The organism is Novosphingobium mangrovi, from assembly GCF_022818885.1.
Taxonomy (GTDB): domain Bacteria; phylum Pseudomonadota; class Alphaproteobacteria; order Sphingomonadales; family Sphingomonadaceae; genus Novosphingobium; species Novosphingobium mangrovi.
Genome location: NZ_JALHAT010000071.1, coordinates 1 through 11,635 on the forward strand (window position 1 = coordinate 1; position 11,635 = coordinate 11,635).

At 67.8% G+C, this 11,635-nt stretch carries 12 protein-coding genes; 5 read left to right on the forward strand and 7 right to left on the reverse strand.

The window, feature by feature from the left end; genetic code table 11:
- Positions 1-10: 10 nt before the first annotated feature.
- Positions 11-1,294 (reverse strand): DUF2254 domain-containing protein, encoded by a 1,284-nt coding sequence (locus MTR65_RS19590; RefSeq protein WP_243803201.1) that lies wholly within the window; start codon positions 1,292-1,294, stop codon positions 11-13.
- A gap of 80 nt (positions 1,295-1,374) precedes the next feature.
- On the opposite strand from MTR65_RS19590, the gene MTR65_RS19595 reads away from it, so the two are divergent.
- Positions 1,375-1,917 (forward strand): pseudouridine synthase, encoded by a 543-nt coding sequence (locus MTR65_RS19595; RefSeq protein WP_226634036.1) that lies wholly within the window; start codon positions 1,375-1,377, stop codon positions 1,915-1,917.
- A gap of 5 nt (positions 1,918-1,922) precedes the next feature.
- Complete coding sequence (locus MTR65_RS19600; protein ID WP_243803204.1) at positions 1,923-2,801, forward strand: MBL fold metallo-hydrolase; 879 nt, start codon at positions 1,923-1,925, stop codon at positions 2,799-2,801.
- On the opposite strand, the gene MTR65_RS19605 is transcribed toward MTR65_RS19600, so the two are convergent.
- The 6 genes from MTR65_RS19605 to MTR65_RS19630 form a co-directional block, all read right to left on the reverse strand.
- A complete protein-coding gene (locus MTR65_RS19605; protein ID WP_243803206.1) occupies positions 2,787-3,959 on the reverse strand; it encodes a nitrilase-related carbon-nitrogen hydrolase in 1,173 nt (390 codons plus the stop codon). The two genes, MTR65_RS19600 and MTR65_RS19605, sit on opposite strands and share 15 nt — an antisense overlap.
- Before the next feature lie 2 nt (positions 3,960-3,961).
- Positions 3,962-4,954, reverse strand: a complete 993-nt coding sequence (gene nadA / locus MTR65_RS19610; RefSeq protein WP_243803209.1) for a quinolinate synthase NadA — start codon at positions 4,952-4,954, stop codon at positions 3,962-3,964.
- Between the two features lie 175 nt (positions 4,955-5,129).
- A complete protein-coding gene (locus MTR65_RS19615; protein WP_243803212.1) occupies positions 5,130-5,846 on the reverse strand; it encodes a hypothetical protein in 717 nt (238 codons plus the stop codon).
- A 104-nt stretch (positions 5,847-5,950) separates the two neighbouring features.
- Positions 5,951-6,838 (reverse strand): MBL fold metallo-hydrolase, encoded by an 888-nt coding sequence (locus tag MTR65_RS19620; protein WP_243803214.1) that lies wholly within the window; start codon positions 6,836-6,838, stop codon positions 5,951-5,953.
- A 59-nt stretch (positions 6,839-6,897) separates the two neighbouring features.
- Complete coding sequence (locus MTR65_RS19625; RefSeq protein WP_243803216.1) at positions 6,898-7,419, reverse strand: DUF1465 family protein; 522 nt, start codon at positions 7,417-7,419, stop codon at positions 6,898-6,900.
- Between the two features lie 181 nt (positions 7,420-7,600).
- Complete coding sequence (locus tag MTR65_RS19630) at positions 7,601-7,798, reverse strand: YdcH family protein (protein ID WP_148629274.1); 198 nt, start codon at positions 7,796-7,798, stop codon at positions 7,601-7,603.
- Between the two features lie 222 nt (positions 7,799-8,020).
- Here MTR65_RS19630 and MTR65_RS19635 point away from each other — a divergent pair, with 222 nt between their 5' ends.
- The 3 genes from MTR65_RS19635 to MTR65_RS19645 all read left to right on the forward strand — a co-directional run.
- Positions 8,021-8,176 carry a YdcH family protein gene (locus tag MTR65_RS19635; protein WP_084592079.1) on the forward strand — a complete coding sequence of 52 codons (156 nt, stop codon included), beginning with the start codon at positions 8,021-8,023 and terminating at the stop codon, positions 8,174-8,176.
- 158 nt (positions 8,177-8,334) lie between these two features.
- Positions 8,335-10,611: a phosphoenolpyruvate--protein phosphotransferase gene (ptsP, locus tag MTR65_RS19640; protein WP_243803219.1), complete on the forward strand. Its 2,277-nt coding sequence runs from the start codon at positions 8,335-8,337 to the stop codon at positions 10,609-10,611.
- 243 nt (positions 10,612-10,854) lie between these two features.
- Positions 10,855-11,635, forward strand: a 781-nt coding sequence (locus tag MTR65_RS19645) for a helix-turn-helix domain-containing protein (RefSeq protein ID WP_419145068.1), incomplete at its 3' end; no start/stop codon positions are given.

An 11,635-nucleotide genomic window follows, 5' to 3' on the forward strand; every position in this document is an offset into this window, starting at 1 on the left:
TCTTGCTTCTTCAACCCTCGCCCCTCAGCAGCGCGTGCCGTTCCCGCACCAAGGCAATGTCCGGACCAGAGAGGTGCTCGGCAGCCTGCTCGGCCAGCCGGTCCATCTCTTCAAGGAGCAACCGGCGCCGGTGGGCCGACGTCACCTGCTGCGCGGCGGTGTGGAGGGCTTCGAGCGCCATCAGCGCGGCAAGGCGGCTGGTCGCGACCGCGCTGCGCATGGCGATGAAGCCGCGCTGGAGAAAGTGCGCGAAGTCGCTGTGGAGGCGCGCGACGGGGCAGGCCGGATCGCCCCTGTTCCAGGTCTCGAAGGCAAGGTCCCGGCGCCCGAAATCGGCGGTCGCCGCGCCAATCCAGTGGAGCGCCGTGATCGCGGTGAAGGGATCGTTGATCCCCGGCGACAGCGCGCGAAGGGCAATCTCGACCAGTTCGTCCATCGAGAACTCGATATCCTGTTCGGCCGTGCGCGAGGCGCCGAGCGCCATCGTCGCGCGCACCTCATCGGGGAAGGCGCCTTCAAGGCGGCGCGCGTCGGTATGGGCAAGGACGACGCCGGGATAGACGAAGTCGCCGGTGCGCACGGCCAGGTTGACGAGGTGATCGTGGCGCGCGGCGACCTCGCACAGGGTGTCGAGTTCGATCACGCGCACGTAGCCGGTCTCCTGCGCGCAGATGGGCTCACCCTGCGGCGTCGCGCGCCGGGCCGGATCGCGCGAACCTTCCTCGGGATAGCGCGTGGCGATCTGGCGCAGGAGCCGCCGCCCGATCGATTCGAGCACGGTGTCGATGCGGATGCTGGCGGGAATGTGGTGGAGGAAATAGACCAGCACCGCGGTCGTCACGATCAGGAAGGCGAACGCGACGAGGAGCGAGATCTGGGGCACGAAGGCCTCGTCCCCGCCGCCGCCCCGCATCGCGCGAAGGACGGTGAGGCCATAGACGAAGGTGGCGATGAAGGTTGCCAGGCTGAGCTGGTTGCCCTTGTCCTCCATGAAATTGGTAAGGAGGCGGGGGCCATAGTTGCCGCTGGCGTAGGCCACCGCGGCAATCGTGATCGAGAACACCGTGCCCGCCACGCCCAGCATCGAGCCGGTAGCAACGCCCAAAAGATCACTTGCGTCCGAGGCGTGCATCGGGCGCAGCCAGCCATCCTCGACGAACTGCGCGAGGGCGTCGGTATGGTCCAGTTCCACCGTCAGTGTGCCCAGCAGCACCGAGCACAGCGCAAAGAGGGCAGGGTAGAACCAGTAGCTGGCGCGCAGGGCGTACCAGTACGAATGCAGGCGGGCGATCATTGACGTTTTCCTTCCAACCGGCAAAGTGCACGAAAGCACACGCTTGTTCCCCCCAATCCGGTCGGAGACCCCTTTTCGCGATGGCGCGCCTCATCCTGTTCAACAAGCCCTTCGACGTGCTCTCGCAGTTCACCGATGCCCGTTCGCCCAGTCCGCGCGCGACGCTGTCGGACTATATCGACGTGCCCGGTGTCTATCCCGCAGGGCGGCTCGACCGCGACAGTGAGGGTCTGCTGCTCCTGACCGACGACGGGCGGCTGCAGTCGCGCATCTCGGACCCGAAGTACAAGACCGAGAAGACCTACCTCGTCCAGGTCGAACGCGAGCCCGACGAGGCCGCGCTCGCCGCGCTGCGCAAGGGCGTGATGCTGAAGGACGGCATGACCCGCCCGGCTGATGTGCGCCGCATCGACGAGCCCGACCTGTGGGCGCGCACGCCGCCTGTGCGCTTTCGCAAATCGGTGCCCGACTGCTGGCTGGAGCTCACCATCCGCGAGGGGCGCAACCGGCAGGTGCGGCGCATGACCGCCGCGGTGGGCCACCCGACGCTTCGGCTGGTGCGCTGGCGCATCGGGGACTGGACCCTCGAGGGCATCGCCAATGGCGAATGGCGCGAGGCGTGAGGGGGATGCGCGCAAGGGTTGCCTTTGCAGCGGCTCTGGGGCTGGTCCTTGCAGGCCCGGCCTTCGCGCAGGACGGGGACGACCCGCTGACCCAGCCCGTCGCGCTGCAATATGCCGAGGCTTTCGGGGAGCCCGGCCCGCCGCGTCTGGTTCATGGGGCGACCTGGTCGCTCGGCTCGCCCACGCTCGCGGTCACGCTGATCGACAGCGGGGCAGGGCTGGTGCTGATCGATGCCGGGCTTGCGCAGTGGGCTCCCGTGCTCGAGGCGCACCTGGAACAGATCGGCTATGACATTGCCGACGTGAAGCTGATCCTCAGCACCGAGCCGCACTACGATCACGCCAGCGGCCTTGCCGCGCTTGCCCGCGACAGCGGCGCGAAGGTGCTGGCCAGTGCAGCGGGGGCCAAGGTGCTGCGCGAAGGCCACTCGACCCGCAGCGATCCGCAGCTGGACGAGCTTTTCGCCTATGCTCCGGTGCCTGAGGTCACGGTGGTCCGCGATGGCGAGGTGGTACGTCTGGGCGGGCTGGAACTGACCGCGCACACGACGCCCGGTCACACGCCGGGAAGCCTCACCTGGTCCTGGCAAAGTTGCGCGAAAGCGGACGGCTGCCGCACTATCGTGGCTGCCGCCAGCCTGACCTCGCGCACCGATGGTACCTACCGCTATTCCGCGCCTGAGAATGCCGGGGCGCTTGCCGCGTTCCGGGACGGGCTGGCGCGCCTGGCGGGGCTTCCCTGCGACCAGGTGCTCAGTCGCCATCCCGCCCATGCGCAAGCGGCGGGCGCAACAGGGGCACAGCCGTGCAAGGCGCTCGCGGCGCATTTCGGCGCGGCGCTCGACGCGCAGCTGGAACAGGAAGCGGCCTCAGGGCAGCCCTGAGGCGGGCGCGGCCAGAACGCCGCGGGCAACCAGATCGCGGATGCGTCGGCGCTGCGCCTGAGCGTGATTCTCGCCGGGGGCTGGCGGCGCATCGAAACGGGCGGCGGCGTAGTCGGGGGCATGGAGCCCGCTCTGAAGCTGGAGCAGCGCGTTGGCAGGCCCGGGGGTGCAGCGCGCGCGGCGCTGCGCCTCGATGTCGAGCGTGGCCGTGATCGCGCGGGCACCGGCATCGGGGGAAGCGGCCAGCACGTTGCCGTGGTAGTCCACGATTTCGCTCGGCTGCATGTCCCCGAGCGGATTGCCGTCGGCCTCGCCTACCGGACCCAGATTCGCGGTCAGCATGTAGGCCATGTTCTCGTAGGCGCGCAGGCGCCGCGCCATGACGGGCAGCGCCGGATCGTTGGCGTCAGGTGCGTCGGGGGCGCGCTTTGCCGGGGAACTGGGCGTCACATTGGGCGAGGCGAGGCAGGTGGCGATGACTTCGGCGCCCCGCAAGGCCAGGCTGCGCACCATCTCGGGCCAGTTCGCATCGGTCCCCACCGTCACGCCGATCCGGCCCAGGGGCGTATCGGCGACGGGAAACAGCGAATCCTCGCCGTACAGGTCGCGCCATTGGGGCAGAACATCGCTCGGCCGGGTCTTGCCGGTAAGATCGTAGAGCTTGCGGTAGGTGAGCGCGATCTCGCCTGAGGGGGAGAGCAGCAGTCCGGTCAGGAAATAGCGCCCGGGGAATGCGGCGATGGTCTCGACCGGGTTGAGAACGACGTGGGCGCCTGCGCGCTGCGCGGCGGCGCGAAGCCGGGCGATCTCGGGGCCTGCAAGATCCACCGCGCCCGCTTCCCATTGCTCGGGCGCAAGGCGCGTAAGCGGCATCTGCAGGCAGAACTCGGAAAAGACGAGGAGCTGCGCGCCGCTCTCGCCCGCGGTGCGCTCGATGGCGCGCGCGACGGTCTCGACATTGGCGGCGAGCGCCTCGGGTAGGGGTGCTCCGCTGGAGGACCAGGTGGGCAGGCCGCGCGTCTGCACGCAGGCGGCCGTGTAGGGCGCGATGGCACGGGGCACAGCCGCACGCGACGCGGCGGAAAGGAAGGGGGCGCCCGCCGCCAGTCCTGCGCCGAGCAGGGCGCCTTCACGCAGGACGGTGCGGCGGGCAGGCATTCTCAGCGGTTGCCCAGATCGCCCTTGCCGACCGTGCCCGAAGCCATTTCGAGCATGGCATCGAGGCTCTTCTTGGCGTCGAGGCGAAGGGTTTCCTCGATCTCGATCTTCGGTTCCAGGTCGCGCAGCGCGATATAGAGCTTTTCCATGGTGTTGAGCGCCATGTAGGGGCAGATGTTGCAGTTGCAGTTGCCGTCCGCACCCGGCGCGCCGATGAAGGTCTTGCCCGGTAGCGCGCGTTCCATCTGGTGGATGATGTGCGGCTCGGTCGCGACGATCAGCGTGTCGCCTTCCATCGCCTTGGCGTAGTTCAGGATGCCGCTGGTCGAGCCCACGTAGTCGGCGTGGTCGACGATGGTCGGCGGGCATTCCGGGTGCGCGGCAATCGGCGCGCCGGGGTGCTGCGCCTTGAGCTTCAGAAGCTCGGTCTCGCTGAAGGCCTCATGCACGATGCATACGCCCGGCCAGAGCAGCATCTCGCGGTTGAACTTGCGCGAGAGATAGCCGCCCAGGTGCCGGTCGGGGCCGAAGATGATCTTCTGGTCAGCCGGGATCTGCTGGAGGATCGTCTCCGCGCTGGAGCTGGTGACGATCACGTCCGAGAGCGCCTTCACCTCGGTCGAGCAGTTGATGTAGGTGAGCGCGATGTGGTCCGGGTGGGCTTCGCGAAACGCCTTGAACTTCTCGGGCGGGCAGGAATCTTCGAGGCTGCAGCCCGCTTCCATGTCGGGGAGGATGACGGTCTTCTCGGGCGAGAGGATCTTGGCGACTTCGGCCATGAACTTGACGCCGCAAAAGGCGATGACGTCCGCGTCGGTCTCGGCGGCCTTGCGGCTGAGTTCAAGGCTGTCGCCCACGAAGTCGGCCAGGTCCTGCAACTCGGGCTTCTGGTAGTAGTGGGCGAGGATGACAGCGTTGCGCTCCTTGCGCAGACGCTCGATCTCGGCCCGCAGATCGAGGCCCTTCAGATCGGCACGATCAGGCATGGCAGTCATGGCGGATTTCCCTTCGGTCCTTGTCCGGGCGTCTCGGTTCGCGGCGCGCCTGCGCCCGGTCCTGTGCCCTTTTGCGGCCTACTTAGGGGCGGGTGTGCAAGGACCCAAGGGAAAAATGCGCAAGGGCGCGGCGGACGGCGGCCTGGCCGCCAGGTGGACGCGCTGCGGGCAGGGCTTAGCCTTGCGCGATGCGTTCGGCGAGCGCGTGGACAGCGGGCAGACGGCCCATCATCTCGACCAGGGTGTGCGAGAAGGCGACCGCGGCCAGCGAGGCGAGGGTGGCGCGGTGGACCCGCCCGAACTGGGCCAGATCGTGGCGCGCGACCAGCGCCAGGACGCCCAGTTGCAGCACCATGACCGCAAATTCGCCCCAGGGCTGCATCAGCGGGAAGGGCAGGAGACGCCCCAGCGCCGGCTCCAGGATCATCACGTTGGCGCCCACGATCAGGCGCGGGTGCGCGGTGATGTCACGCCCGAGCGCGATGACCGCGCCCAGCACCAAGGCGCCGAAAGTCGCGATGTTGATGGTGTTGAGCGTTAGGAAGTAGGACGGCGCAAAGAAGCCGGGCACATGGCGCGTGGCCACGCTCATGTAGGTGGAGTAGGCGCCCAGCACCACGACGCCGAGCGCAAGGATAAGGGCGATGGCCCCGGTCTGGCGATGGCGGGCGACGTCGCCGCGCGCGATCAGCGTGGGCTGGAGCACGAAGAAGCCGAGCCAGGCGAGCATTGCGGCGGCGTGGAGATGGATCCACAGCGGCGCCGCGCCGACATCCACGAATCCGCGCGCGGTGAATTGCAGGAACGCGAAGAGATCGAACGCCGCGATTCCCAGCGCAACTTTTTGCCAGAAGCTCAGTGCCTTGGTCTTGGCAGGTGCCAGGCTTGCCATATGTCTTCCCCCAGTTTTTCGGTTTTTCTGGGGGCCAGAGTACGCCAACTCGTGCGATTTGCGAAATCCTGTTTTACATTTTCGCAATTATCGCCGGGGTGCTGTCAAGCGATTCCCTCGGGCAAACGCCACGCATCGCCGCAGCGCATGACCAGGTCGCGGCGCTCCAGGTCGATGAGGTGGGCAAGGACCGAGCGCCCGGCCGCAGGCCAGAGGCGCTCGTCGACGCCCTTGTACATGAGAGGGACCATGGCCGGGATAGTGGTGTTGCCCGCCTCGATCTGGCGCAGGATCTGGCGCTCGCGGCTGCGGCGGTGGCCGAGCATCCCGCGCACGAGCTGGTGCGGTTTGGTGATCGCGGGGCCGTGGGCGGGAAAGTAGATGGTGTCCTGCGTGCGCTCGTAGAGCCGTGCGAGGCTGGCGAGGTAGTCGCTCATGTCGCCATCGGGCGGAGAGACGACGCTGGTCGACCAGCCCATGACGTGATCGCCGGTGAACAGCGCGCCGGTCTCCTCCAGCGCGAAGCACAAGTGGTTGGAGGTGTGGCCGGGCGTCGCAACCGCGGTAAGCGTCCAGCCCTCGCCCGAGATGCTTTCACCGTCGGCCAGCACGCGGGAGGGGCGGTAGTCGGCGTCGAAGGCGGCATCGGCGCGCGGGCCATCGTCGTCCAGCGTCAGCGGGGCGCAGCCGATGATGGGGGCGCCCGTGCGCGCGCTCAGCGGGGCGGCTGCGGGTGAGTGGTCGCGGTGGGTGTGGGTGCACGCGATGGCGACAAGGCGGGCCTCGCCCAGCGCCTCGAGGATCGCGGCGAGGTGCTCTTCTTGCGCCGGGCCGGGATCGATCACGGCGACTTCGGCGCCATCGCCCACGAGGTAGGTCTGGGTGCCGGTGTAGGTGAAGGGCGAGGGATTGCGCGCGAGCACGCGCCGTACCTTGGGGGCAATCGTTTCGGCCAGGGCATAAGGCCGCTCGGGTTCCGCGTCGCGCTGCATGGAGGCGCTATGGGGGCTTGGGGCGCGCATGTCGAGGCGTGTCGGCCTGCGAGGAGCGGTCAGCTGGCGAGGCGCCCCTCGATGCGCTGGCGCAGCCGCTCGATGGCGCTGGCCGCCGCGGCCTCCTCGCGCGACAGGCTCCAGGTCTCGTCGAGGCGCTCCAGGCGCGCGTAAAAGGTGCGGGTGCGCGCAACGAGCCGGGTAATCCCGGCATCGAGCAGGGCCTCGTCCTCCTCCCGTCCCTCGCGGGCATGGCGCAGGTCCTGCGCAAGGCGTCCGTGGCGGCGGAGCTGCTCCTCTCCGATCTCGCCCATGAAGTAGGCGCGGTGCTGCAGCAGCCAGGCAATCGCGTGCATCATGCGCGTGGTCGTGGCGAGCCCGACGCGCGAATAGGCGATGCGGATGCGGTCCTCGTCGGTCGTGGGTACTTTCGTACCGGACGCAGGACGGGCCGGGGGCGCAAGCTGGCCGGACATCTGCCCGGACGCGGAGAAAGTCCCGCGCACGTCCTCCGACAGCGCGAGCGCCTCGCGGTAGAGGCCCTCCACGATGCGGGGGCAGATGGCCAGCGTGTGGGTCATGACCAACAGCTATTTCGCATGCGCGAATCAGGGGCAATGGGAAAGGTGCGCAAACCCGTGTCGGGCTGGGCATGTGTCCCTGACTGGCACGGTTTAGGGTTGATGCAGCTTAACCTTTATCACGGATTTACCCTGATTTTTCGCGCGAGGCCGAGAGCCGCGCGCCGGATCGCCCTGCGTCTCAGGCGATGATATCGGGAATCAGGTAGTCCTCGATATGGGTGATCTGGTCCTTTAGGCCCAGCTTGCGCTTTTTCAGGCGTGCGATCTGCATCTGGTCGGTGCCGCCCGCGGCACGCAGGGCATCGATCGCGGCGTCGAGGTCGCGGTGCTCGATCCGCAGGATTTCCAGCCGTTTACGCATTTCCTCTTCGGTCACGGCGGATTCCTCGAACGCTAGAATGGGCCCGTTTGTGCAGTGCAATTGGTGAATCCGGCCTGACGCAGGTTTCACGCAACTCACCGATATGTAGCAATCCCGGACTTCGCAAGATGCTGTGAATGTGGTTCCCTTCGATTGCGCCGGTCCCTGAGAACCGAGTCGCCAATCCGGGCCACCGGAAAGAGGGATCGCGTATCCACGAAAGAGGAGACACCATTCATGGAAAGTTCTCACGTCAGCGCCCTGCAGCTCAAGCACGCCGGTATCGACCGCCGGCTTCACGACGAATTGAGCCGCCCGATGCCTGATGCCGTGGTGATACAGGCCCTCAAGAAGCGAAAGCTGATGATCAAGGAGGAGATCGGCCGGGGCTGAACGCTTCGCGCTGGGCCTCGCACCGCGCGTGACGCGGCCTTTTCCAGCCCTGTTTTGGGACAAGCTCCTCCGCAAACGGAGGCCTTATCCATAGCTGGGTCGATTTGCGCGCTCCAACCGCGTTTCCAAACGCCCGCGTTTGGGGTACTCCCCAAGCCATGACCAGCGGAGCCGTCGACGCAGCACGAAACATCCTCACCGGCCTTCACGAGGTGATGGCCTCGCGCCAACACGCGCAGGCCAAGCTCAATACGGTCGTGGAAGTGATCGGGGAGAGCCTCCATTCGGAGGTCTGCTCGATCTACCTCCTGCGTGAGGGCATGCTGGAACTCTTCGCCACGCGCGGCCTGGCCCAGGAGGCCGTCCACGTGACGCGCCTGGCCATTGGTGAGGGTCTCGTCGGCACGATTGCCGAGAAGATCGAGACCCTCAACCTGGCCGAGGCTGCGGCCCACCCCGACTTCTCCTATCGTCCGGAAACGGGCGAGGAAAAGTTCCACTCCTTCGCGGGCGTGCCCATCGTGCGGCGCGAGCGGGCCGTGGGCGTCTTGGGCGTCCAGCATGTCGAGCGGCGGCGCTACGAGGAAGTGGAGATCGAGGCGCTGCAGACCGTGGCGATGGTGCTCTCCGAGCTCATCACCAACGCCGGGCTCATCGACGACGAGGACACCGCCTCGCTCGATCCCGCGCACAACGCGCCCGAGCAGTTGCGCGGCCTGTCGCTGGTCAAGGGGCTGGCGCAGGGCACGGCGGTCTACCACCAGCCGCGCGTCACCATCGAGCACATCGTCGCCCAGGACACCGAGGCCGAGCGCCAGCGTGTGATCCTCGCCTTCGACAAGATGCGCGAGCAGATCGACCGCATGGCCGGGCAGGCCGAGTTCGGCGTGGGCGGCGAGCACGAGGAAGTGCTCGAGACCTACCGCATGTTCGCCTATGACGAAGGCTGGACGCGGCGCATCAACGAGGCGATCGATTCCGGCCTTACCGCGGAAGCGGCGATCGAGCGCGTGCAGCAGCGCACCCGCATGCGTATGCGCCAGATCGACGACGCGCTCCTGGCCGATCGCATGCACGATCTGGAGGACCTGGCGAACCGCCTGCTGCGCATCGTCTCGGGCCAGATCGGCACGGCGGCCTCGCTGGGCCTGCGCAACGATGCGATCCTGATCGCGCGCAATCTGGGGCCGGCCGAGCTCCTTGAATACGACAAGCGACGCCTGAAGGGCGTGGTTCTGGAGGAAGGCTCGCTCACCAGCCACGTGGTGATCGTCGCGCGCGCAATGGGCATTCCGGTGCTGGGCCGCGTGCGGGGTCTTCGCGGCTACGTGCGCGAGGGCGACATGCTGCTGCTCGATGCCGAGCAGGGCATGGCGACCGTGCGCCCCTCGCCGGGCGCGATCGAAGCGTTTGAGGCCCGCTTTGCCAAGAACCGCGAGAAGCAGGCGGTCTACGCCTCGATGCGCGATGTCGAGCCGGTCACGAAGGATGGCACGCGCATCCAGGTGCGCATCAATGCTGGCCTGCGCGACGATATCGCCAATCTCAGCCTGACCGGCGCGGATGGCATTGGCCTCTTCCGCACCGAGTTCCAGTTCCTCGTCTCGGCCACGCTCCCTGCGCGCGAGCGCCAGACGCGGCTCTACCGTGATGTCCTCGATGCGGCGGGCTCCAAGCCGGTGGTCTTCCGCACCGTCGACATCGGCGGTGACAAGACGCTGCCCTACCTGCGCCACGACGACGGCGAGGGCGAGGAGAACCCGGCGATGGGCTGGCGCGCGCTGCGCGTCGCGCTCGAACGCGAGGGGCTGCTCAAGGTTCAGGCGCGCGCGTTGCTCGAAGCGGCCGGAGGGCGCGAGCTCAACGTGATGTTCCCGCTCGTCGCCGAGCCCTGGGAGTTCGACGAGGCCAAGGCCGTGTTCGAGGGCCAGCTGGCGTACTTGCGCAAGACCAAGCGCATGCTGCCCGAGGCGATCCGCTACGGCGTCATGCTCGAGGTGCCCGCGCTGGCCGAGCAGCTCGACATTCTGGCCCCCAAGATCTCGTTCCTCTCCATCGGCACCAACGATCTGACCCAGTTCCTCTTTGCCGCAGACCGTTCCAACCCCAAGCTGGCCGAGCGTTACGACTGGCTCAGCCCTGCGATCCTGCGCTTCCTGCGCCGCGTGGTGACCTCGCTCGAGGGCAGCAACGTCGATATCGGGGTGTGCGGCGAGATGGGCGGGCGCCGTCTGGAGGCGCTGGCGCTGCTGGGGCTGGGGATCCATCGCCTTTCGATCACCCCGGCCTCGGTCGGGCGCATCAAGGACCTTGTCGGCAAGACCGATCTTGGCGAGATCGAGGCGGCGATGCGCGGCTGGCTGGCCGAGCCGCCCGCCAACCTTCGCGAGACGATGCACGCCTGGGCCTCGGCGCGTGGGCTTCTCACCGACTGATCCCGGGCGATCCTTGCGCGCGCTATGCGGCGCGATGCCTCACAAGGCGCGCAGGAGGGGGCGAACGCGCACGGCAGGCGTGCAAATTGCACGCTCTGGCGCGCGGTGGTGGGAAGGTGTCAAAACTTTTTGGCTCTGGAGGCCCTCTTCGATTGACTTTGTCGTGTCGTAAAGGTTGGTTAGCGCGCGCAAACAGACCGTGTTCTGATCGCCGCTCGTGCCCCTCGGAGCCTAATGGATAACGTGGAAACACCCGAACCGACCTCGCAGCCCCTCACTGCGGGCCAGACCCTGCTCAAGGCCCGCGAAGAGGCCGGTCTCAGTCGCGCCGACATCGCCTCGCGCACCAAGGTTGCCGAGCGCCATATCCTCTCGATCGAGGAAGACCGTTTCGAGGACCTCGCCGCGCGCACCTATGCGGTCGGCTTTTCGCGCGCCTATGCCCGCGCGATGGGGCTCGATGAAAAGGTCATTGCCGACAAGGTTCGCGCCCAGCTTGATGCGCATGAGCCTTATGCGCCGGTCACCCAGCCCAGTTTCGAGCCTGGCGATCCCGCCCGCGTGCCCTCCAGCGGCCTCGCCTGGCTGGCGGGCGGCGCGGTCGTCCTGGTGATCGGCCTCGTCTTCTATTTCTGGAGCAGTGTGTTCTCGCCCGAAGGCGAGCTGCCCTCGCTTCTGCCCGGCGAAGAGCCGAGCGCGGCGCCCGCCCCGACGCAGGCTGTCGCGGCGGCGTCTCCGTCGGCTGCGGTGCCGTCCGGCCCGGTCGTGCTGACGGCCAATGCCGACCAGGTCTGGCTGCGCGTCTCGGATGGCAGCGGCGCCACTCTGGTGGAAACGGTGCTGGGACGCGGTGAGAGCTGGACCGTGCCCGCCGATGCCGACGCGCCCAAGCTGCGCACCGCGCGTCCCGACGCCCTGGCGATCACCGTGGGCACCGCCGCTGTCCCTGCGCTTTCGGACAAGCCCGAGACCGTCTCGGGGGTCTCGCTCGCGCCGCGTGATCTGCTGGGAAGCGCCGCGCCCG